Raw genomic sequence first — 24,344 nt, 5'->3', positions numbered from 1 at the left:
GCTTACTTTACGCGCTTTTCGATCGGAATGTAGTCCCGCACATCGCACACGTTTTTATACGCCGGCCGATAAATTCTGCCGCCTGCGACGATCTCTTCGATACGGTGAGCGCTCCAGCCGGCAATACGCGAAATCGCAAAGATGGGTGTGTAGAGTTCGCGTGGAATATTAAGCATGGAATACACAAAGCCCGAATAAAAATCGACGTTCGGACAGATTCTTTTGTCGGCACCGTGCACTTCGGCAAGAACGTCCGGTGAAACCTTTGCGATGAGGTTGTAGAGGCGGAATTCCGCTTCGCATTTTTTTTCTTTTGCGAGTTTTGCCGCCCGCTCGCGAAGGAGCACCGCTCTCGGATCGTCGATCGTGTACACCGCGTGCCCCATACCGTAAATCAAACCCGTGCCGTCGAACGCTTCGCGTTTTGCGATTTTTATTAAATAATCGCGAACCTGCTTTTCGCTCGTCCAATCCTTTACGTGAGATTTGATGTCGTCCATCATTTCCATGACGCGGATATTCGCCCCTCCGTGCCGTCTTCCTTTGAGAGAACCTATAGCCGCGGCGATCGCCGAATACGTGTCGGTGTCCGCAGATGAAACGACGTGCACCGTCAAACTCGAATTGTTTCCGCCTCCGTGTTCGGCATGCAAAATGAGGGCGAGGTCGAGGATTTCCGCTTCAAGGCGGGAATAGGTTTTATCAGGGCGGATGAGACGCAAAAAGTTTTCCGCAGTCGAAAGTTCGGGCAGCGGATTGTGAATATACATGCTTTTGTCGTCGTAAAAACGCCGCTTCGCCTGATATGCGTAGGCGGCGAGCGTCGAAAAGCGCGATATGAGTTCGATGCACTGACGGAGCACGTTTGCGATCTCCCGTCCTTCAGGATCGGGATCGTACGAATAGCTTGCGAGTACGCCGCGCGCCATCTTGTTCATGATATCGCTCGACGGCGCTTTCATAATCATATCTTCCGTAAAGTTCTGCGGAAGCGTACGGCGGAGTCCCAAAAACTGCGTAAATTCATCGAGCTGCTTTTGCGTCGGAAGCGCTCCGAAAAGCAAAAGGTAGACACACTCTTCGTAGCCGAACTGCTTTGTACGTTCGGCATCTTTTACAAGGGAAGCGACATCGTAACCTCGGTAAAAGAGCTTGCCGGGAATCGGCACCTTTTCGCCGTTTACCATATCGTAACCGACGACATCTCCGATGCGCGTAAGCCCGACGAGCACGCCCGTCCCGTTTGCATAACGCAGCCCGCGCTTTACGTCGTACTTCGTGTATAAAGCGGGAGGAATCGGATCGTTGCGTTGGGCAAGTACCGAAAGTTTTTTTAAAAATGCGTTTTGAATTTGTTCTTTCGCCATACATAACCCGCTATAAAAATACGCACGCATTTACTCCGTCAAACCCTTACGGAAAACTCCCTGACACGAAAAAGGAAGAACGGATGCGCGGTAAAAAGCGTTATAATTATACAGATTTTTTGCCGCCGCGACAACAGCGGGATTTTTAAAACGTCGCTTACTTTTCGACAGCCCGTCGAGTTTGAAATCAAGTCTTTACGGATGCGACGCTCGAGCGAACGTTGACTTGTGCACGCCGTTGCGATACAATCGGTTTGTCGTGAACATAGCGGGAACAGCAAAAAAAAACGATGGCATTCTGACGCAGCTTGCATCGTTGATTTTAAAGAATAAAATCCAAAGCGGAACGGAGATCACCCAAAACGAACTCGCGCAAAGTCTCGGCGTTTCCAGAATTCCTGTACGGGAAGCTCTTTTGATATTGGAATATACCGGGCTCATAGAAAAACTCCCAAATCAGCATGTACGCATTGCGGCAATCGACGCATCGTATTTTGAAGAAATCTTTGAACTCGCTTTGGAAATCGAACTGAATATCTTATATAAAAACTGCAGGGATTTTATCTTTTCCGATGAATTATCTTTTCATAAAAACGTCATTCGGCTTTCCGCAAATGCGTTTATAAGAAAAACGTTAAACTCCGTCCTGGAAATTTTTATTTCCTTTGCACTTACCGATCCTCTCCGTTCGTGCGCAATCGACGATTTGAAAAAAATAATTGCGGAAATCAAATCGGGGGAAAAAGATAACGCAAAAGCCATGTTCGCGTTCTATTTTAACGGACTTGCAGCGTCTGCATGGCATATCAGGAACAACCGACATGATAGAAGGTCTTAAACCTATAAAACTCCTTCCGGCCAGAGAAAGGGTTGCAGCCGCTTTGCGAAAAGCGATAATTTCACGACAGTTAAAAGCAGGGCAATCACTTGTTTTAGATGAAATCGCAAGCGAACTGGAAGTTTCCGTTACCCCCGTACGAGAAGCTCTTCAAATCCTCGCGAGAGACGGCTTGGTAACACTGAAGGCAAATAAAGGTGCGACGGTTTTGGGAATCACTGAAAAATTCCTTCGGGAGCACTATGAAATTCGCGCGGTCTTGGAAAGCGAAGCATGCATGCTTTGCTGTCGAAATAAAGCGGATTTAACCGATATCGAAAATGTCTTAAAACAATCCGATTTGAGCATAGCGAAGAACGATATCGACGAATACAGCAATCTCAATCAGTCGTTCCATTACGAAATTTGGCTGGCGAGCGGCAATGAAAAACTTAAAAATATCCTCTCCGAACTGTGGAACGGCCTCTCTCTCGGAATAAAATCCACTATTGAGGAATACGCAGCGATTTCTCTCGATGAGCATAAAAAAATTTTTCAAGCGCTCAAAGCGAGGAATGAAGATTTGTCCGCAAAATGTATGAAAGCACATATCGTTCGAAGCATGGAAAGCATACTGACAAGGTATACCGATTGATCCGAATACGGGCGCTCATTTTGCCTCATCTCTACAATTTCAATTCGTCGATATCTGAAAATATCCGGTTTTTAAGGTATATACTCTATACATGCGTATAGATAAAAGCGCCTTATCTGCGTAAAATTCGTGAAAATTTTATTTGACAAATACGAAAAATTGATTTATCCTATACATAATTTGGATACATTATCAAATATTTTATATTAAAAATAATTTATAAGAGCATAAATATAATTGGGAAAAATAGAAATTGGAGGTAACTATGAATATCCCTGCGCTCATTACAATCGGATTTTTGCTTGCGGCGATTGTCTTATTTATCACGGAGTTAGTCCCTTTAGGTGTCACTTCGATGCTTATATGCATAGGACTTATTTTAACCGGCGTCCTCGATGTAAAAACGGCATTCTCGGGATTTATAAACAATAACGTCATTCTCTTTGTCGCCATGTTCATCGTCGGCGGAGCACTGTTTGAAACAGGCATGGCAAACGCTATCGGAGGAATCGTTACGCGGTTTGCAAAATCGGAGCGAATGCTCATCGTCGCAATTATGGTTATTGTCGGCCTTATGAGCGGTGTTCTCTCCAATACGGGAACCGCGGCCGTTCTGATCCCCGTCGTCATCGGCATCGCTTCCAAATCAGGGTATTCCAGATCAAAATTTTTATTGCCGCTGGTATTTGCCGCCGCCATGGGCGGAAATCTTTCTTTAATCGGTGCGCCCGGCAATATGATCGCACAGTCTACCATTCAAAAAGCGATCGAAGACGGATCTCTTGCAGCGGGTTCGGAATTCGGATTTTTCGAATACGGGATCACGGGTCTTCCTATTCTTGTCGCCGGCATCGTCTTCTATGCGACCATCGGCTTTAAACTGCTGCCCGACAACGGCGCGACGGAAGACAGTGACAGCATTTTTGACGAACAACCCGATTACAGCGCAGTTCCGTTATGGAAAAAAGCTATGTCTCTTATAATTTTGGTTCTCACGCTTATTGCGATGATCTTTGAAAAAATGATAGGGATAAAACTTGCCGTTTCCGGTTGTATCGGAGCGCTTCTTTTGATTATTACTCGTACGATCACGGAAAAACAGGCGTTAAAATCGATCGACCTTAGGACGATATTTTTGTTCGGCGGCACTCTTTCTCTTGCATCCGCGTTACAAAAGACCGGCGCGGGCGGGCTTATCGCAGAAAAAGTCGTCGGACTTATGGGCTCTCACCCTTCTCCGCTTTTGCTGACTTTCGTCGTATTCCTCTTATGTTGTATTTTGACCAACTTTATGTCGAATACGGCGACAACCGCGCTTATGGCTCCGATCTGCTATTCGATTGCCGTAAATATGGGAGCCGATCCGAGGGCAGTCCTCATGGCGTGCGTAATCGGCGGTTCGTGCGCGTATGCGACGCCGATCGGTATGCCCGCAAACACAATGGTACTGGGCGCCGGCGGATACAAATTTACGGATTACGTAAAGGCGGGAGCGCCTCTTATCGTCATTGCAACGGTTGTAAGCATGATTGTCCTTCCTCTTGCCTTTCCGTTTTTTCCGAATTGACTGATTATAGAGGTTTAGAATATGAGTAATGAAGAACAAGTACGAAGATTAACGCGTTATATGGCAAATTTCGTATCGCATATTGCCAAAAAACTTCCGGATGATGTGATCGCAAAACTTGACGATCTGAGAAAAAAAGAAGATTCGCCGTTGGCAAAAGTTATCTACGAAACAATGGCACGCAATCAAAAGCTGGCTGCCGAACTTGATAGACCAAGCTGTCAGGATACCGGTGTTCTGCAATTTTGGGTAAAGTGCGGCACCCGTTTCCCGCTTATCGACGACTTGGAAGCGCTTTTGAAAGAAGCCGTGATCATCGCTACCGAAGAAGCGCCGCTGCGCCACAATTCCGTAGAAACCTTTGACGAATACAATACCGGCAAAAATGTCGGTAAAGGAACGCCGACCGTATGGTGGGACATCATTCCGCATTCGGATACCTGCGAAATTTATGCGTATATGGCAGGCGGCGGCTGTACGCTTCCGGGGCACGCGATGGTTTTAATGCCCGGCGAAGGATACGAGGGCGTGACGAAATTTGTTCTCGACCGCATGACGTCTTACGGGCTTAACGCCTGTCCGCCGCTTTTGGTGGGAGTAGGAATTGCGACATCCGTAGAAACCGCCGCCCTGCTGTCGAAAAAAGCCCTTATGCGTCCGATAGGGAGCCATAACGAAAACGAAAGAGCCGCAAAGATGGAACGGCTTTTGGAAGACGGAATAAATGCGATCGGACTCGGTCCGCAGGGGATGGGCGGAAACTATTCCGTTATGGGCGTGCACATTGAAAATACGGCGCGTCACCCTTCTACGATCGGCGTCGCCGTAAATGTGGGCTGCTGGTCGCATCGCCGCGGTCATATCGTTTTTGACAAAGCGCTCAACTACACTATCGATACGCACTCGGGCGTAACACTCTAGGACATTGCTGAAGAGAGAAGTTTTCAGCGGTCACCCTGATAATGCGAATTGTAGTACAACTTGCCAAAGGAGTCGATTTTTATGGTAGAAATAAAAAACGGAAAAAAGATCCTCACAACGCCGATCAGCGACGCCGACCTTACCGATATTCATATCGGCGATATACTTTATTTAAACGGAAGTTTAACGACATGCCGTGATGTCGCGCACAGACGCCTGGTAGAAGAGCACAGACCTCTTCCGGTAGACGTAAAAAACAACGCGATTATCCACGCCGGGCCGATTATCCGTCCCCTTGAAAACGATACCTTTGAAATGGTCTCCATAGGTCCGACGACTTCCATGCGTATGGAAAAATTTGAAAAGGAATTTGTCGAACAAACCGGCGTAAAGCTCATCGTCGGAAAAGGCGGCATGGGATCCAATACGGAATATGCATGCAAAACATTTAAATGCCTGCACTGCGTCATTCCCGCAGGAAACGCCGTCGTCGCAGCCGTAGCGGTTGAAAAAATCGTGTGTGCGCAATGGCGAGATTTGGGTATGCCCGAAACTTTGTGGAACTGTCGTGTAAAAGAATTCGGTCCTCTCATCGTTTCAATCGATACCTACGGAAAAAACTATTTCGAAGAACAGAAAATTATCTATAATCGGCGAAAAGAAAAAGCCATTGAGGAAATAAGCAAAAATGTTAAATTCATCAAATAAACCGGCTTAGCGTTTTGAAAGTGCTGCATCACGTAAAAATCTGACCGAATGCGGCACATTGCTCAAAGCGTATAAAATCGCTACAATCGTACGCATGAAACCGACGCTCATAAAAGATCTGCTTGCATCAAAGCCCGACGGAAAAGCCGTCATCGTGTGCGGCTGGGTGAGAACCGTACGCGATTCGAAAAATCTCGTATTCATTCAAGTAAACGACGGCAGCTCGTTCGCATCGATCCAGCTGACTTTCGACCGTACCTCTCCTTCTTCTGCAGCCGACGTGAAATCAATAGAAGAAAACCTCGCAAAAGCGAATACCGGCGCTTCGGTGCGCGCCGAAGGGCTCCTCGTTCCCTCCCCTGCGTCGGGACAGGCGGTCGAAGTGACGCTCGAAAAGCTCACCGTCTTAGGCGAATGTCCGAGCGAGTCCTATCCGCTCCAAAAAAATAAAATGTCTATGGAATATCTCCGCGAAAACGCTCACCTCAGAGCGCGCACGAATACGTTCGGTGCGGTGTTCCGTATGCGCAATCAAATGGCGTTCGCCGTTCACTCGTTTTTTCAGGAAAACGGCTTTCAATATATCAACGCGCCGATCATCACGTGCAGCGACGCCGAAGGCGCGGGCGAAATGTTTCAAGTGACGACGCTGTCGCTCGAAAAGATCGCGGAGCTGGGCGTCAAAGCGGGAAATGCCGGCAAAAAGGCCGAAAGCGCTTCATCCCTCGTCGACTATTCGAAAGACTTTTTCGGTAAAAAAGCGAGCCTCACGGTGAGCGGTCAGCTCGAAGCGGAAACGCTTGCAACCGCCCTTTCCCGCGTGTACACATTCGGACCGACGTTCCGCGCAGAAAATTCGAACACGCCGCGGCATTTGTCCGAATTCTGGATGATAGAACCCGAAATGGCCTTTTTCGATTTGGACGACGATATGGATTTGGCCGAAAGCTTTATCCAATACCTTTTGCGCTGGGCGCTCTCGAAATGCAGGGACGATTTGGAATTTTTCGACAAACGCATTCAAAACGGTCTCATCGCGATGCTCGAACACGTCGCCGAAACGCCGTTTAAGCGGATTTCATACACCGAAGCGATCGAAGCGCTCGAAAAACACGCCGATAAATTCGAATACAAACCGTTTTGGGGCTGCGACATTCAAACCGAACACGAGCGCTACCTCACCGAGCAGATCTACAAATGCCCCGTCATGGTGTACAATTATCCGAAAGCGATCAAAGCGTTTTATATGAAACAAAACGACGACGGCAAAACGGTCAAAGCCATCGACGTCCTCGTCCCGGGTATCGGCGAAATAATCGGCGGAAGCGAGCGTGAAGAAAATTACGACAAATTGCTTGCCGCATGCAACGAACGCAATATGGACATGTCGAATTATACGTGGTACCTCGACTTGCGCAGGTTCGGCACGGTACCGCATTCGGGTTTCGGCCTCGGATTCGAGCGCCTCCTCCGCTACGTTACCGGTATGTCGAACCTCCGCGACGTTATCCCCTACCCGCGTGCGCCGAAACTGGCGGATTTTTAAAAAGCGCGCTATAATAAACCGTTCATGAAAAGACGGCATAAAAAACGCTCGGCAAAAAATACGGTCGGTCAGCTCATCTATTTGACGGCGTCGTTTTATGCGCGGAACAATCTCTATATGTGCGCGGCCTCTTGCGCGTTCGGTTTTCTCTTTTCGTTTATCCCGATCGTGATGACGGTGCTCACAATCCTCGTGCGTATCATCCACGCATCGCCGGACATCATCGATTCGGTTTTGTCACGCGTTTCGGAATACAAAACGATGTTCGACGCCGAATCGTTTATACGGGCGCTTTTGAAAATGAAAACGTTCGGCCGGCTCGAATTCGTGCTCGCCCTTTTTATCGTACTCATGGCAAGAAAATCATTTGCCGCGGTTATGCAGGGCATGCAGCGCATCTTTCACAAAAAAATAAAATCCCGCGCGCTTTTCAATCATGCGCTCATCGTCACGGGAGAGCTCGCTCTCATCTTCATCGCTGCGGTAATCATACTCGCGGTTTTTACGTTGAGAAATTTTTTTACGCTTTCGCCGCTGTCATCGCTGCCTATAGATCTTCCTGCAAAACTCGGCATTTCACCCGGTACTTTTATCACTTTATCCGAGTTCGCCCTCATATTTATCATCGTGCTGCTCGCTTACCGCTATGCGTCGGAAACGAAACCGAAACTGAAACTCTGTGCAGCCTGTTCCGCATTGTGCACGCTTTCGTTTTTTGCGGCGGCAAAATTGACAAACGAATTTCTCAATATCGCAAATTACAATATCATCTACGGCGTGCTCGGCGGTCTTATGGTTTTTCTGTTGCAAACGTATATCTTCTTTACGCTGTTTTTTATCTTTGCACAAGTGATTTATATCGTTCAGTTTTTCGATCCGCTCGTTTTGAGCGAATTATATCTCTTGCCCGACCGCGACGACACGAAATTCAATTCGATCGTAAAGCGTATACTTTTCATAAGACCCTCATCCGTCATGAATGAAGGCAACGTCGAAGATTATAAAGCGGGCGCAATTATCTACTCGAAAAACGAGCGCTCCGACGATTCGTATTACGTCGTCAGCGGTGCGGTGCGCATCAACAGAAACGGAAACCTTTCCTACTGCGATACGGGGTCTTTTTTCGGTGAAGAGACGTGCATACTCGATCAAGTGCGCACGTCGGAAGCAAAAGCGGAAACCGACTGTAAACTGATGAAGATTTCGGCCGAAGAGTTTCGAAGTCTCCTCGAAATAAATCACAAAACGGCCGAAAAAGCGCTGTCGCATATCTCCGAATATGTTTCGCACGTTTATGGACGAACGGAAACTTTCCTGCTATAATAACAAAAATGGCTAAGTATATATTCATCACCGGCGGAGTCGTTTCGGGACTCGGCAAAGGCATCGCTGCGGCATCTATCGGGCTCATCTTAAAAAGCCGAGGATACAAAGTCGTCAATCAAAAATTCGACCCGTACTTGAACATCGATCCGGGAACGATGAATCCCTACCAGCACGGTGAAGTTTTCGTCACCGACGACGGAGCCGAAACCGACCTCGACTTGGGGCACTACGAGCGCTTTACCGACGCTTCTCTTTCCCAATCGTCGAATACGACTGCAGGCCGCGTCTACCTCGCCGTTTTAAACAAAGAGCGCGAAGGCGGATTTCACGGCGGCACGGTGCAGGTCATTCCGAACATCACCGAAGAGATTCTCCGCCGTATGATGCTTTCGACGGAAGAAACGAAAGCCGACGTCATCATTACGGAAATCGGCGGTACCGTCGGCGACATAGAATCGCTGCCGTTTATGGAAGCGATCCGTCAGATGAAATACAAAGTCGGCGAAGAAAACTGCTGCTACATTCACTTGACGCTCGTGCCTTACATGAAAAAATCGCAGGAACTCAAAACGAAGCCGACGCAGCACTCGGTAAAAGAGCTGCAGGAACTCGGCATCCAGCCGGACATCATCATGCTTCGAACCGAAGAACCGATCGATACGGCAACCCGCGAACGGCTCGCCTCTTTTTGCAACGTCGACACGAGCCATGTTATCCAAAACCTCACCGCGAGGTCCATCTACGAAGTGCCGCTCCAAATGGAAAACGAAGGACTCGGAAACGCGGTATGCGAAACGCTCTCCCTTAAAAACACGACGCCCGATCTCGCCGAATGGCAAAAGATGGTCGACAAATTCAATAACCCGAAACGCAAAGTGACGATAGCGCTCGTCGGAAAATACGTCGAACTGCACGACGCCTACCTCTCGGTCGCGGAATCGCTCGTACACGGCGGCATCCACAACGAAGCGGACGTAACGATCGATTGGATCGGATCCGAAACGCTCCCCGACGATAAAGCCGCCCTCGCTCGTTTAAAAGCCGCAGACGGTATCATCCTTCCGGGCGGCTTCGGCGGACGCGGTATCGAAGGCATGGTTTACGCCGCGAAGTACGCGAGAACTCACAAAGTGCCCTACTTCGGCATCTGTCTCGGCATGCAGATCCAAGTCATCGAATACGCGAGGAACGTGCTCGGTTTAAAAGACGCGAACTCTTCGGAGATGGATAAATCGACGAGCGATCCCGTCATCGATTTGATGCCCGACCAAAGCGGAAAGATTCTCGGGGGCACGCTCCGTCTCGGAAAATACGAATGCAAAATAAAGCCGGGTACGCTTGCAGAAAAAGCGTACGGCGCCGAAACGATTTGGGAACGGCACCGTCACCGCTACGAATTCAATAACGCCTACCGCGACAGATTGATACAAGCGGGTCTCATCGTTTCGGGCGTAAACCCCGAGCGCGATTTGGTTGAAATATGCGAAGCGCCCGATCACCCGTGGATGCTCGGCGTACAGTTTCACCCGGAGTTCAAAAGCCGCCCGAACAGAGCGGGGCCTCTCTTCCGCGAATTTATTAAAGCGGCGTGCGATTACGCCGAAAAAACAAAAAAATAACGGCGGAAACGGACACGGGGAAAACGCTTCGGATAAAACCGTTTTGCCGCCGTACAAAAACGCGGCGAAAGCGGTTTACATATTATTAATTAATAATATTTTATCAAAAAAACTACCATAACAATAAAAAAGAACAAAAAACAATTTTAAAATTAATACGATAAACGGCGTATAACCTTCGCGGTTGAACGTTGTTATAAAAGCGTACGGCGTTTTGTACCGCATGCTGCGAAATACCGTTTTCGCAAATATTGACTTACTTTCAGCCGTATGCTATTCTTTATCGAATTCGTCCGTAAAGCGTATCGCTTTTCAAACGATGAACATCGATAACGGAAAAACGGAATTTGACATATTTATTGTTGAATTTATTTTTATTGCTAAATTTATTATGATTGACGGATAATAAATTTTAGGAGATCAAGTATGAGTACATCAATGAAACGGGATCGCCTCGCGATTCTTTTGGTTTCCGTTTTTTTTGTTTTAACAAACTGGTCGGCTTTTGCAAAAAAAGCGGAACCTGCTTTGGTACAACAAGAAGAAGGTTATTACTACGGCTACGGTAAAGGAGCTACCGCAGCTGAAGCCGAGCGTGCCGGAAAGCGCGATCTCGTCGAAAGCGCGCTGACCGCCGCTGTCCGCTCCGTAAATCCGAAAGCGTCGAGAATACAGGTAAGCGACGCATCGGTTAAAGCCCGCATCAACGATATCAAGCCCTACGTTCAATCGAAAAAGAATGAGCCTCCGGCAGTTACGTATCGGATGAAAATCGTCGATTGGGACAAAAAAGAAAAAGTATACGCCGACGCGCTCCGCGCCGATTTAAGCGCCCGCCTTGCTGCGGGTAAAAACAAAAAGAACCCCGCGGACAAAGTTTCGGCAGCCCTCGCGGTCCTCGCGAGATTGGTCGAAGAAGGAGAAACGGATCTGCTTTCCGCCGTACCCGACGGTACGGAACTGCTTTCGCGCAGAGCCGAAGCGTTGTGCACCGATGTCGAAAAAAGCCTCGTCTTTACGTTTTCGACGCAAGACGGCATCGTCAATGCAAAGACGAAATTTTCGGTAAAGGTTGCGGACGATTCGGGCAATGCGGCAGGCGGATTCCCGATTGAGTTTATATGGGAAGCTGCCGATCTTCCTTCGGTTATGACGGAAGAAGTCGCCGACGTGCGCACGCTTGTTAAAACCGACGTGCTCGGCAACGCATCCGTCGATTTCCCCGCCGATGCAAACTTCCGCAGCAGAGCGGTAACGCTTACGGTGAAGACGGCATTGGCAAAGTCCGTTCCGTCATCCGCGGTTTTGAAAAAACTCGACGTACAAACGTCCGCCGATGCGCACTATGTCCGTTTCGACGACATCAACGCGGCGTTCCCGTCGGTCGTCGTTCCCGCAGGCGAGTTCAATGCCGGAGCGGTTCCTCAGGATACCCGCGCACAGAAAAAAGAAGCGGCTCACACGGCTTCAACTTCTTCCTACGCCATAGGCTTGACGCCCGTGACGAACGCGCAGTATGCGGCTTTCCTGCACACGACGAGAGCCGAAAACGCTCCCGATTATTTCGACAATCCCGATTACAATCAGGGAAAGCAGCCGGTCGTCGCCGTCAGCTATGCTGAAGCCGAAGCATACGCCGCGTGGCTTTCCGAACAAACGGGTTCGACCTATCGCCTTCCGACCGAAGAAGAATGGGAAAAAGCCGCTCGCGCCGGTGCCGACATCATCTATCCGTGGGGAGATGAAAATCCGACCGACGGAAAACGCGCAAATTACAAAGGCAACGGCAGATTTACAAAGACTTCCCCCGTCGGCTCGTTTGAAAACGGCAACAACGCATGGGGTCTTGTCGATATGTCCGGCAACGTCGCCGAATGGACATCGTCGAATCACGGTATCGAAGGAGAGACGAATCTTCGCACCGTCAAAGGCGGATCATGGATGGACGGTCCGACGGAATTACGCATTTCCAATTTCCGCAATATCAACAGTCAAAACGGATATGCCGATGTCGGCTTCCGTTTAGTTAAGGAGGTTTCAGAATGAAAAAATACGCTGTTATCGTTTCGGCAATTTTAGCCGTTATGCTTATTTCCTGCGCCACGACGAGCAAAGAAAGCCCCGATCAAAGGGCGATCGCCGCAGGTGTAAAAGCGTGGAACGACCGCGAGCCCGAAGCGGCCGCCCCGTATTGGAACGAAATTAAAGACGAAAAAGTAAAAAAGCAGTATGAAAATCACATCGCGTCATACAAAGCCGGAGCCGAAGCTCTTGAAAGCACCGACTCGACGAAAAATGAAGCGAAACTGCTTGCAGCCTGCAATACGGCGATCGCCAAATTCAGCTCGATCGATCCCGCTTTAAAGGTTCCGTCGGAAGTTGCGGAAAAAGGCGCTTCTCTTTCGGCCGGCCGCATAGACGGTTTGGTTGCGGCGGGAAAAACGACTCAGGCGAAAAACCTCTATGAGTCCGCAGTAAAGCTCTACGGAAACACCGACGAACTCACGCAGGCGAACAAAGAAACCGATGTCGTAAGCTCTCTTTTAGCAAAAAAGGCTTCCCTCAACAGCCAAATCGAAGCGGCGCGTTCAACTCCGAATTTCGAACAGAAAATCGCGGCTTACGATTCCGTACTCGCCGCGTATACGAGCGCCGAAAAGGAAATCGATGCGGCGGCGAACAATGCCGGTGTTGCGAAAACCGCAGGCGTTTCGTCAAATATCCGCGCGTTCAAAAAGACGCGCCAGGATTTGTCGATCGAACGCGCTTCGGCTATCCGCGCTCGCGCATACGAATATAAAACGCACATCGACGAAGAATTCGCGCGCAGTCCCGAAAACGCAGGCGAAAACGGCAAGATGCCGCTCGAAGCGATTCTCGCACACTATCAGTCGGTTCAATCGAATATCGAAGCGACGTATCAGGATCTGCTCGGCTTTGCGGCAAAATATCCGAACGATATCGGACAGGATATCATCGACGATATAAACGCACAGAAAAAAGATCTCGAATCGAAGATCGCGCAGGTCAACGCCGAAATCCGCACCGCACAGGAAATCGCGAGCCGCGGCAAAGTCGTCTTCCCGCTCATGATCGGTCTGTTCAACCCCGATCCGCGCTCGACGGCGGAAAGCAAAAAGAGCCGCCCTGCGAAATTCAGCGCGAAAAATGCAAAAGGCAACGAATACTGGTGGGGTATGGTTTCCATTCCGCGAGGACAGATGAATGACCTCGTCGTCACGCTGAAGGATAATCGTACCGTCCGCGTTTTCGCCGAAAACACGAAGAGCGGAAGACTTATCGAAAAGAACAATATGAAAGATCTCGTCAACCGCAACTATAAGGTCGGAAATTCGTGGCCCGTTCTCAACGCGGGCAGCACGTTGACGAGCAACAAATATTTCTTTGAAGTACAAAAGGGCAAAACGCCCGACTATGAAGGCGAAGTCGTCGTCTACAGTTCATTCATTGTGAGGATGCGTTAATGAAGTTTAACAAAAAAGGCCTTATTGCCATTATTATCGTCGCACTTATCGTACTCATATCGGCAGGTGCATTTATCATCTGGAAAGCACAGCCTAAGGGAGTCGTTGTCGCAGTTTCCACGCTTCCCGATTCATTGAATCCCGTGCTTGAGCAAAATACGTCGGGCTTAAACGCGGATGAGCTTTTGTTCGACGGTCTTGTCAATTTCGAAGTCGATAAAGAAAGCGGCTCTCTCTATTCCAATCTCGCCCTTGCGGAAAGCATCGTGCAGAATCCCGCAGATAAAAAAACCTACACGGCAACGCTGCGGGATGTGTCATGGCACGACGGGAATCCCGTCACTGCCGACGACGTCGTCTATTCGTTTGCCGCATATACCGACGAAGCAAACGATTCTCCCAAACGCAGCTACCTCATGTCGTTTATCAAAAGCGTTTCCGCCGAAGACGACAGAACGGTAAAGATCGAATTCATCAATCCTATACCCGAATTCCGCGCTTACCCCGTATTGACGTTCAAAATCGTTCCGTCGAAATACAACGGACAGAAAATGCGCGTCAATATGCGTGCGGGCGAAAACGAACGCAAGTTCGCAACCGAACCTGTCGGAACGGGTCCCTTTAAACTCGCAACGTGGGAAATCGGTAAATGGGTTACTTTCGATGCGAACGGCACCTATTTCGGAAATACGCCGCAGATGAGCAACCTCGTCATGACGCGTATCATCGACCCGATCATTCGTATGAATGAAATGCGCAAAGGCCGCGTCAACGTCATCCTCGAAACGAAGCCGACCGATCGCGCGGACGTCGCAAAGATCCCGAACGTCGATATCAACTCGTATATCCCGTACGCGTTCTATGAAGTGGCAATCAACACGAAGCTGTTCCCGAACGCCGACGGACGCCAGGCTATGGCTATGGCGCTCGACCGTGAGATGCTCATTCCTTCGATCACCGATCAAAAATCGGGCGTTATCTTAAACTACGGACCTTTCCCGTCGAATCTCTTCGCGGCGAATATTCCCGAATACGTCGACAAACCCATGCCGACGTTCCTCTCCTATGATTTGGCAAAGGCGAAGAGTCTTGCCTCTTCGGGCGGTGTTTCGGGTCAAAACGCTATCCTCCTCTACCCCGACTCTATGGGTGAATTCGGCGATAAAATGGCGAGCGGCATCGTCAAACAGCTTGCCGAAATCGGTTTGAACGTCGAAGCGAAGCGTACCGGCGATAAAGTTTTCGACCGCATGGTAAACACCGAAAAATCGTTCGAACTCGCGCTCATGTACTGCGAAGGTTTCGACAACCTCTATTCGAGCTTGGGCGACTGGTACCGCTCGAACGGTTCGAAAAACGTCACCGGTATCGCGGACAGTAAACTGAACAGCCTTTTCGACGCATGGGAAAAAGAGATCGTTACTGCAAATTGGATCGACCTCACGCTCCAAATCGACAAGCGCATCTGCGAACTTTCACCCGCGCTGTATCTGTGTTCGCTTGAAAAAGACGTATACTCGCGCGGTTTGGAAAATGTCGCGATCGCTACGGATAATCCTTTCCTTTCAGCTGAACACTGGAAGGTCAAATAGGAAGCGGTATGCGTTTTTTACGCTTTTTAATCCGCGAATTCATTGTCCACGGCATCGTATTTGCCGTGGCAGGGACACTCGTGCTTTCGGCATTTTACCTGCTTTCAATCGGTGCGCCGGCTGAAAGCTATGCCGAAGCGGCACGATCGTTTTTGTTGCTTATTTCGGGGTCGGAAGATTTTTCCATCGCGCATCCGGGTTTCAGCTCGGGTCAAATCATCGCATCGGGAGCAGCCGTCACCTTACCGCTGACGCTGCTCGCGCTCTTTATTTTGACCGTCATCGCACTCGCCGCCTCAGCCTACGCCGTAACGGGACAGTACATGGCCGAACACCACGAATACGCAGGAGCCGAGCGCTTCAGCGGTTTTTTGGGTTTGATCACGTCGGTCCTCGCCGCCGTACCGCTGTTCGTCGGCTTTTGGGTTTTGGCCAACGCCTTCGGAAGCGATGCTCCGTTTATCATCATTGCGTTTATCACCGTAGTACTCGGAGGGCTTTCGTGGGATGCGACGAACTTCCTCAAAGCCGATATGCTCAGACAGGTCAACTCGACGCATGCGATCGTATTTTCGACGCTCGGCCGCAATTTGGGGCGGGTTTTTCCGCTTCCTGAAACATATTCGGGCTATCTTTTTTCTTCGAGTCTCCCGCGCTTTATCCCTTACCTTGCGGGTAAAGTGCCGGCGATCATCGGAGGGGTGACGATTGCGGAAATCGTGTTTTCATTTCCGGGACTCGGCAGTACGCTGCTCGACGCCCTCCTTGCGACGAATACCGATTTGCTTGTAGCGTCGGTGTTTATCCTCTTGTGCGTCAACGCGGTCGTCGCGTTTTTAGTGAAAACCATTCTATTCCTGATTTATCCGAGGTGGTATGAAAAAGCTATTTAAAATCCTCAAAATACTGTGCATCATCGTTTTGATATCGCCTCTCGTGCTTTCATGGCTTCCGTCATCTTATTTTGCAGGCCTCGTGCCCCAAAGAATCGTCGACTCCGGTTATTTCGCTTCGCTCGTTTCGTCGTTTAAAGAACTTTCGATTACGCTCGCGGCGACTTTACTTTTCGCGATGCTCTTAAGTTTTATACTCGGCTACATAAGCGTTTTGTGGATGAAAGTCGGCAGAGGCTTTGCAAATATCCTCAATGCGGTGGAATCGATTCCGGCGATCCTCGTAGCGCTCTTTTGCTATGCACCGGTATCCGGCTACCTCGCACGCCACACGAGCGCGGCGTCCACGGTTATGTCGCTCGTCGTATTCGTGCTCGCGGCGACGGTGACGACGCTGCCGGAAGCGGTTCGGAGTATCGCGATCCCGCTCATCGATCTGTACAACCGAAAATACAGTTTATCGTTCCGTTCATACGGTTTTCCGAAAATGCGCATCCTCGCCATTTTGATGACGACCGATTTGATGCGCAGTACGTTTCGCCGTGTTGCGGCGGGCATTTTACTGAAAACGCTCGTCCTCGACTGTTCGTTCGGTTTTATCATTCAGCTCGGCTTCGGCAGTTACGGTACCCCCGCTCACTTGAGTCCGGGCGCTTTAATCGCCGCTCACCGCGACGCGCTATTTGAAGGCGGAGATCCCATCCTCTTTTGGATTCCGTCCGCCCTGCTTATCGCGATCAGCGTCGCCTTTTTAATCGTGCTGAACGAAAAAGAGGGAGGAAACGCAGCATGACACCCATTTCGCTTAATAATTTTTCGATCCGTCTCGGTGAGCGCGTGCTCCTCAAAAACTGCAGTTTTTCGCTCGAACAGCACGCTTCGGCCGTCATCATGGGACCGACGGGCACCGGTAAATCGGTGTTTTTGAAATCCGTCGCCGGTATTCTCTCTACGAAGATCTTTACGTTTGAAGGGGGCATGAAAGTAAACGGCATCCCCGCATATTTCAATCACAAACTCGGCTTCGGCGAATGGTCGCAGATCGCGCAGTCGGGACTCATGTTCATACCGGCGGAAACCGCACAGGTTATGAACCCCGCGCTGACACTCGATCAAAATCTCGCCCTGCTCGCTCCGGGACAGCGGGCGGTTATCGTAGAGCGGCTCACAAAATATTTTTCACTCGATTTTGAAGCGTTTGCGCGTCTCTATCCCGACGAAATTTCGGGCGGTGAGATGCAGCGCATCACGCTCATGATCCTCTTATCGCGAAAAGGAAATCTCATCCTGTTGGACGAGCCGACCGTAAACCTCGACCGCAATCTCCGTAAGCATTTCGTCACGTTTTTGAACAACGAAATACTCGGTCCGAAAGATAAAACCTTCCTCATGGTCAGTCACGATCTCGACTTTATCAAACGGCTGACGCTCGATAAAGCGTTTATGCTCAAAGACGGCATTATCGAACAGATGAAAGAGCTTCCCGAAATGGAAGGCTACGAAAAGCCCGAAGCGAAAAAAGGTGCGTCGGGAACCGCGATCGAATTGAAAAACGTATCGCAAACGTATTTTAAACGCGGTATCTTCGGAGAACGCACGTTTACCGCATTTAAGGGCTTGAATCTCAAATTCGAACGCTCGACCGTGTACGGACTCACCGGCCCTTCCGGCTGCGGAAAGTCTACGACGATCAAAGCGATCCTCCGTCTGCTCGACAGCACCAAGGGACAGATCCTCATGGAAGGTTCCGATTTGATCGCCTTAAAGCCGAAAGAAACGGGAAGAGATCCGAAAGCGTTTAAACCGTTCCGCCGCCGCATGACGGTCGTACAGCAGGATTCGCGCTTTTCGTTTTTCCCCGATTTGAGCATTCGAAATTCGTTTAAACAGATTTCCGCGGCGAGCGAAGGCGGTACGATCGAAGAGCTCGAAAAGAACCTCGAAAAAGTCGGCCTTACGAGCGCAAACCTCGACGAGCGACCGCAGCAGCTGTCGTCAGGAGAGATGAAGCGCATGGATATCGCGCGCGCGCTTACCGCTAAACCCGATATCCTCCTCCTCGACGAACCCTTCGCGCACATCGATTTCGAAACGCGCTTGAAAGTCATGCAGGCGATTTCCGAATACCTCGCCGTCCACGCGACGATTTTGGTAATCGTTACGCACGAGGATTTCGACCTCCGCTACTTTGTAGAAAAGAGTTTCGATTTTCCCGAACTGGTCGGCAAGTTTACCGGAAATTAAAAGGCTCGTATGCGTCCCGCATAAAATTGCAGGCGCGTCTACTTGTTTCGAAACGTCCCGCTTCCCGCGGGGCGTTTTTTTATTGTCGGACGGAAGATATGATGAAAACCGCGTGTGCGCGAGCGCGCACAAAAAAGCGATACTGTGATATAATAAGCGAACGGTCGACGCATTTTTGAAAAATCGATATTTTTGCAATGCCGTATTTTAACGAATATTTTTTATAGACAGGAAAAACACTATGCCGCTCTCAAAAATCATCGTTCTCGATTTCGGAAGTCAATACGCACACTTGATCGCAAAGCGGTTCCGCGCGCTCGGTTATTATTCCGAAATCGCCCTCCCCTCCGCTTCTCTTTCGGAAATCGAAGGCGCAAAGGGGATCGTTTTAAGCGGAGGCCCCGCTTCGGTGTACGACGAAAATATCCCCGCTTTCAACAAATCGATTTTGGATTCGGACGTCCCGATTTTGGGACTCTGCTACGGACACCAGCTTATAGCGCAGCATTACGGCGGTACGGTAGAAAAAGGAGAGGCGGGAGAATTCGGTATAGCGCATCTTACGATCGATCCACACACCGCGTCCCCGCTTTTTTCCGGTATCGCTTCTCCTATGCAAGTGTGGATGAGCCATCAGGATGAAGTGACGAAGATCGCCGACGGATTTGAGAGAACGGGCAGCACGGAAAACTGTAAATACGCAGCGCTGCAAAACCTTGCAAAAAAGCGCTTCAGTCTGCAGTTTCACTGCGAAGTTTCCGACACGCCGTGCGGAAACGAGGTGTTCGAAAACTTTGCGCAGGTTTGCGGCATGGAAAAAAATTGGGATGAAAAAGCGGTTTTGGAAATGATCATCGGCGACATACGGCGCGAAGCGAAAGATAAAAACGTGCTGCTTTTTTTAAGCGGAGGCGTCGACAGCAGCGTCACCTTTGCGCTTTTAAATAAAGCGCTCGGACAGGATCGCGTGCTTGGACTGCATATCGATAACGGCTTTATGCGTAAAGGCGAAAGCAAAGCCGTCGCAGAACACTACCGTGCGGCGGGCTTTACCAATTTTATCGTCGAAGACGCGAGTGAACGTTTTTTGAAAGCCGTGAGCGGCCTTACGGATCCGCAAAAAAAACGCGTTGCGGTCGGAGAAACCTTTATCGCCGTTCGAAACGCCATTGTCGCCGAAAGGCACTTGGACGGGGAATCGTGGATGCTCGCTCAAGGGACGCTTTACCCCGACATCATCGAATCGGGCGGGACGAAAAATTCAAACGTCATCAAAACGCACCATAACCGCGTCGAAGGAATTCAATCGCTCATCGAAAAGGGTTTGATAATCGAACCGCTGAAAAATCTTTACAAAGACGAAGTGCGGAACATCGGAAAAAAGCTCGGTCTCGCCTCTTCCCTCATCCGCCGCCATCCCTTCCCCGGCCCCGGCCTTTCGATCAACGTGTTGTGCTCGGACGGTACGATGAGCGAAAAAGACAAAAGTGATTTTAAAAACGCGGAAAAAGAAATAGAGGCGATGAGCATTCCGCTTTCACAAACCGTAATGAATCGATATGCGCTTCCGGTGCGTTCGGTCGGCGTACAGGGAGATTTCCGCACCTACCGCTTTCCGGCAGTGCTTTCATTCGAAACGCTTGCGGGAGGCTTTTACCGCACACCCGAAGATTGGGATGCGCTCGAAGCGGCATCGTCCTACATCACGAATAAGGCTTCTTTTATAAACCGCACGCTCATACTCCTTTACCGAAAGCCGGGCGTAAAGCTTGCACTGCAAAAAGGTTATTGCGATAAAGGGCGGCTCGACCGGCTTCGCGAAGCGGACGCCATCGCGATCGAAATGCTTTACGAATCGGGATGGTACGATAAAGTGTTCCAGCATTTGACGATCGCCTTACCCTATGCGTCCTCGCCCGACCGCGCAAGCTTCGTGCTCCGTCCCGTATGCAGCGAAGACGTGATGACCGCGCGCTTTGCACACTTGCCGCAGAATGTACTCGAGAGCATCGTACAAAAAATCGCCGCCCTCCCCTTTGTCGACGCGGTCTACTACGACGCGACGAATAAGCCGCCTGCAACCTTCGGCTGGGAATGACCGGCAAATATTACGGACATCAATGGCTGCCGAATGCACTTGTCGACTGTTATTTTTCTTCACCTTCTTTGAGAACGGCGAGAAAGGCCGACTGCGGAATCGCGACGTTTCCGACCATCTTCATGCGCTTTTTTCCTTCTTTTTGTTTTTCAAGAAGCTTACGCTTCCGCGTGATGTCGCCGCCGTAACACTTTGCAAGCACGTCTTTGCGGACGGGACTCACCGTTTCCCGCGCGATGATCTGTCCGCCGATGGCGCCTTGGATCGCGATCTTAAATTGTTCGCGGCTTATCTCGCCTTTGAGCCGTTCGCATACGCTCCGCGCGCGCTCGGTTGCGTTTCCTTCAAAGGTCAGCTGGGAAAGCGCATCGACGGGTTTGCCGTTTACCAAAAAATCGACTTTGACGAGCTTTGTCGGCCGGTAGCCGATGAGTTCGTAATCGAAAGAAGCGTAGCCGCGGCTGTAGCTTTTGAGTTTGTCGTAAAAATCGAAGAGCACTTCGGCAAGCGGCATTTCGTAAACGAGCTCGACTCTCTTTTCATCGAGATACATCATATTCGTCTGCTCGCCCCGTTTTTGTTTGCACAGCTCCATGAGAGAGCCGAGGTACTGAGAAGGCGTGATGATCGACGCTTTGATGTACGGCTCTTCGGCTTCTCTGATGCGGCCTGAAGGATACTCCGAGGGATTATCGATGTACGTTTCTTTGCCGTCGGTCAAAACGAGTTTGTAGCGAACCGAAGGAGCGGTAAAGATAACCGACTGATCGTAATCGCGTTCGAGCCGCTCCTGTACGACTTCGAGATGCAGCAGCCCCAAAAAACCGCAGCGGAAACCGTTTCCGAGCGCGAGCGAATTATCCTTTTCGTAAATCAAACTCGCATCGTTGAGCTTTAATTTTTCGAGCGCGTTTTTCAACTCTTCGTATTCGTTCGAATCCATCGGATAGATGGAAGAGTAGACGACGGGCTTTACGTCTTTAAAACCGGGCAGCGCTTTTTCGACCGGATCGGCCGCATTCGTAATCGTATCTCCGACGCGCACGTCGCTTACGGTCTTTATCCCCGCGATGATATAGCCGACGTCGCCCGCTTCGAGGCAATCGGTTTCTTCAAAATCGATTTTAAATATGCCGACCTGTTCGACTTTGTAATCGGCGGAACCCGCCATCATGCGGATCACGTCGTCTTTTTTTACCCTTCCGTCGATGATGCGCACGTGTACGACGACGCCGCGGTATTCGTTGTAATTGCAGTCGAAAATGAGTGCGCAGAGTTTTCCGTCGGGCGATCCCTTGGGCGGCGGAAGGCGGGCGACAATCGCTTCCATAAGTTCATCGATTCCGACGCCGGTCTTTGCCGACACGAGGACGGCTTCATCTCCGTCGAGACCGAGCTCTTTGGTGATCTGCGCTTTCGTTCCTTCGACGTCGGCCGACGCCAAATCGATTTTATTGATAACCGGAATGATCACGAGATCGTGTTCGACCGCCATATACATATTGCTCACCGTCTGCGATTCGACACCCTGCGTCGCATCGATCAACAGCAGGGCGCCTTCGCACGAAGCGATGGCGCGGGACACTTCATAGGAAAAATCGACGTGGCCGGGCGTATCGACGAAATTGAGTTCGTAATCGACGCCGTCTTTTGCCGTATACGGAATCGTCACCGCTTGGCTTTTTATCGTAATGCCTCTCTCCCGTTCGATATCCATCGTATCGAGGAGCTGGTCTTTCATCTTCCGCTCGTCGATGATTTTTCCCTTTTGAATGAGGCGGTCGGAAAGCGTCGACTTTCCGTGGTCGATATGAGCCGTAATGCAAAAATTGCGTTTGTACTTTAAATCCATAGCAGTATCCGAAATTGTTAATTATTAAAAATAATAAGGACTGTCGAGAGGAGCCGTCAATCCCATCGCGATGTCGAGAAAACCTTTTTTCCTTCTGCGCGTATACAACGAAACGTGCATGGCGTCGTTATCGTCCGCAAATACGACGCGCGAAACGCTCACCGGATCGTTTTCCGAAAAACCCGATTCGTCGGCGATGCCGCCTTTGAGCACGTCGACGACGGTATACGAGCGGTGATTTACGGTCGAAGAAGAAGCGAGCTTCATGCCGAAAATCGGAACGAACGAACCCGAAATCAAATCGCTTTTGTATATTTCGTAGCCCGGGTTGTCGGGACGGGGCGCAAGATAGACGTATTTTTCACCCGAAGCATCTCCGCGCACGTAACTGCATTTTACGATCGTATCGGGGATATGAGAGCGGAGGATGTCCTGCATCGCTTCGATCGAATCGACCGTTTTTCCGCCGGCAGACGTAAGGACGTCCCCTGCAGCGAATTCCGCACGGTACATGCTGCCGCCGGGCATAAGATATTGCACTTCAAGCCCGATATTTTGTTTTCCGTCGTTCGTCTTTTTCGTGTGCCCGTACGCGCACATCCACGGATGTTCGCGTTTTCCGCCGCGGAAAAGCATCGGCAAATCCTGCCGCAGATATTCGACGGGAATCGCAAAGTTCAAGCCCTGGTACTGCACGATGCCCGCGAACACGACCGCCTGCACACGCATTTGAGCGTCGATGAGGGGACCGCCGGAATTCCCCGAGTTTACCGCGGCATCTATTTGAAAAACGCTTCCCGTCGTAAAGAGCTTTCGCTCGACGTTCGACACGATGCCCTGCGTAAGCGTGCCGCCGAGTCCGAGCGGAGTGCCGATCGCGGACACTCTGTCGCCGATTCCCAATTCCGCGCTTGAACCGAGGGCAAGAACGAAGGGCGCGTCCACTTCCGCTTTCAAAAGCGCCAGGTCGAGCACCGCATCGTAACCGACGACTTTTGCGGGAATGCGCGTATCGGGATCGGAAGCGAGCTTGATGTAGAGGCGCGAATACTTTTCGTTTTTCGGATTTACCGTATCTTCGATGACGTGGTGATTCGTCACGATATAGCCGTTTTTGGAGATAAAAAAACCCGAACCGATAACGCGGTCAGCGTATCCAGCCCCGTCTTTGATCGATATGCCGCGGTCGATCCACACCGTCACCGTCGCATCGATGCAGTCGGCGATCGTCTTCGGAAGACAGCTCTCATCGACCGAAAGCCCGGGAACGCCGGACGCGCACAATGCACTCAATTCGCTTTCGCTCAAACTTCCGGACAAAACGAATGCCGCGCCGACTGCGGAAAGCGAGCGGTAATATTTCAAAGCGGACAGATAGTCTTTTGCTTGTATCGCTTCGTCGTATTTTTGAACGACCGCCGTCCGGCACAGAGAAATCGCATCGGCATCTCCGAGCAGTTCGGCATGCCAGAGCGCGTTTACCGGCTCCGTTTTAACAAGGTCGGCGATACGTTTTTTTTCGTTTTCGTACACGTCTTTTTCCGTGTAGTTCACGCGCTCATAAATCGATTTCGGCTCGCCGAGCGATTTGCACGACGAAAGCGCAAACGACAGAGCGACGGCGATAAAAATATATTTTATTATATACATGAAC

Annotated in this window: 18 protein-coding genes; 15 read left to right on the top strand and 3 right to left on the bottom strand. The window is 50.2% G+C overall.

What is annotated here, in order from left to right:
- Positions 1–2 precede the first annotated feature (2 nt).
- Positions 3–1,367, bottom strand: coding sequence for a citrate/2-methylcitrate synthase (locus HRI97_RS05040; RefSeq protein WP_253727070.1), 1,365 nt, complete (start codon positions 1,365–1,367; stop codon positions 3–5).
- 259 nt (positions 1,368–1,626) lie between these two features.
- Between HRI97_RS05040 and HRI97_RS05035 the strand changes: the two genes are divergently transcribed.
- The 15 genes from HRI97_RS05035 to guaA all read left to right on the top strand — a co-directional run bounded on the left by HRI97_RS05035 (position 1,627) and on the right by guaA (position 20,838).
- Complete coding sequence (locus tag HRI97_RS05035) at positions 1,627–2,205, top strand: GntR family transcriptional regulator (RefSeq protein ID WP_253727069.1); 579 nt, start codon at positions 1,627–1,629, stop codon at positions 2,203–2,205.
- Positions 2,189–2,839 carry a GntR family transcriptional regulator gene (locus tag HRI97_RS05030; RefSeq protein WP_253727068.1) on the top strand — a complete coding sequence of 217 codons (651 nt, stop codon included), beginning with the start codon at positions 2,189–2,191 and terminating at the stop codon, positions 2,837–2,839. Before HRI97_RS05035 ends, HRI97_RS05030 begins: the two co-directional genes overlap by 17 nt.
- A gap of 265 nt (positions 2,840–3,104) precedes the next feature.
- Positions 3,105–4,406 carry an SLC13 family permease gene (locus HRI97_RS05025; protein WP_253727066.1) on the top strand — a complete coding sequence of 434 codons (1,302 nt, stop codon included), beginning with the start codon at positions 3,105–3,107 and terminating at the stop codon, positions 4,404–4,406.
- Between the two features lie 21 nt (positions 4,407–4,427).
- The gene (gene ttdA / locus HRI97_RS05020; protein ID WP_301338906.1) at positions 4,428–5,327 is read left to right on the top strand and encodes a L(+)-tartrate dehydratase subunit alpha; all 900 of its coding nucleotides are present in this window, start codon (positions 4,428–4,430) and stop codon (positions 5,325–5,327) included.
- 81 nt (positions 5,328–5,408) lie between these two features.
- Entirely contained in the window at positions 5,409–6,035 is a 627-nt protein-coding gene (ttdB, locus tag HRI97_RS05015) for a L(+)-tartrate dehydratase subunit beta (protein ID WP_253727062.1), read from the top strand.
- 94 nt (positions 6,036–6,129) lie between these two features.
- Entirely contained in the window at positions 6,130–7,581 is a 1,452-nt protein-coding gene (gene asnS, locus HRI97_RS05010) for an asparagine--tRNA ligase (RefSeq protein ID WP_253727060.1), read from the top strand.
- 24 nt (positions 7,582–7,605) lie between these two features.
- Complete coding sequence (locus tag HRI97_RS05005) at positions 7,606–8,904, top strand: YhjD/YihY/BrkB family envelope integrity protein (RefSeq protein WP_253727058.1); 1,299 nt, start codon at positions 7,606–7,608, stop codon at positions 8,902–8,904.
- Positions 8,905–8,912: 8 nt separating this feature from the next.
- Complete coding sequence (gene pyrG / locus HRI97_RS05000) at positions 8,913–10,526, top strand: CTP synthase (RefSeq protein ID WP_180486431.1); 1,614 nt, start codon at positions 8,913–8,915, stop codon at positions 10,524–10,526.
- A gap of 426 nt (positions 10,527–10,952) precedes the next feature.
- The gene (locus HRI97_RS04995) at positions 10,953–12,572 is read left to right on the top strand and encodes a formylglycine-generating enzyme family protein (RefSeq protein ID WP_253727056.1); all 1,620 of its coding nucleotides are present in this window, start codon (positions 10,953–10,955) and stop codon (positions 12,570–12,572) included.
- Positions 12,569–14,011 carry a hypothetical protein gene (locus HRI97_RS04990; RefSeq protein ID WP_253727054.1) on the top strand — a complete coding sequence of 481 codons (1,443 nt, stop codon included), beginning with the start codon at positions 12,569–12,571 and terminating at the stop codon, positions 14,009–14,011. The genes HRI97_RS04995 and HRI97_RS04990 overlap by 4 nt, the downstream gene beginning before the upstream one ends.
- Positions 14,011–15,603 carry an ABC transporter substrate-binding protein gene (locus tag HRI97_RS04985; protein ID WP_180486437.1) on the top strand — a complete coding sequence of 531 codons (1,593 nt, stop codon included), beginning with the start codon at positions 14,011–14,013 and terminating at the stop codon, positions 15,601–15,603. The genes HRI97_RS04990 and HRI97_RS04985 overlap by 1 nt, the downstream gene beginning before the upstream one ends.
- A gap of 8 nt (positions 15,604–15,611) precedes the next feature.
- Positions 15,612–16,496 carry an ABC transporter permease subunit gene (locus tag HRI97_RS04980; protein WP_180486438.1) on the top strand — a complete coding sequence of 295 codons (885 nt, stop codon included), beginning with the start codon at positions 15,612–15,614 and terminating at the stop codon, positions 16,494–16,496.
- Positions 16,480–17,289, top strand: coding sequence for a hypothetical protein (locus HRI97_RS04975; RefSeq protein WP_253727052.1), 810 nt, complete (start codon positions 16,480–16,482; stop codon positions 17,287–17,289). Before HRI97_RS04980 ends, HRI97_RS04975 begins: the two co-directional genes overlap by 17 nt.
- Positions 17,286–18,740, top strand: coding sequence for an ATP-binding cassette domain-containing protein (locus HRI97_RS04970; RefSeq protein WP_253727050.1), 1,455 nt, complete (start codon positions 17,286–17,288; stop codon positions 18,738–18,740). The genes HRI97_RS04975 and HRI97_RS04970 overlap by 4 nt, the downstream gene beginning before the upstream one ends.
- Positions 18,741–18,981: 241 nt before the next feature.
- Complete coding sequence (gene guaA, locus HRI97_RS04965; protein WP_253727048.1) at positions 18,982–20,838, top strand: glutamine-hydrolyzing GMP synthase; 1,857 nt, start codon at positions 18,982–18,984, stop codon at positions 20,836–20,838.
- A gap of 49 nt (positions 20,839–20,887) precedes the next feature.
- On the opposite strand, the gene lepA is transcribed toward guaA, so the two are convergent.
- Positions 20,888–22,690, bottom strand: a complete 1,803-nt coding sequence (gene lepA, locus HRI97_RS04960) for a translation elongation factor 4 (protein ID WP_253727046.1) — start codon at positions 22,688–22,690, stop codon at positions 20,888–20,890.
- A 24-nt stretch (positions 22,691–22,714) separates the two neighbouring features.
- Entirely contained in the window at positions 22,715–24,340 is a 1,626-nt protein-coding gene (locus tag HRI97_RS04955) for a S1C family serine protease (protein WP_253727044.1), read from the bottom strand.
- Positions 24,341–24,344: the final 4 nt, after the last annotated feature.

Origin of the sequence: Treponema socranskii subsp. buccale, assembly GCF_024181585.1 — a bacterium.
GTDB lineage: Bacteria > Spirochaetota > Spirochaetia > Treponematales > Treponemataceae > Treponema_D > Treponema_D buccale.
This window is presented reverse-complemented; position numbering and strand designations above follow the sequence as displayed.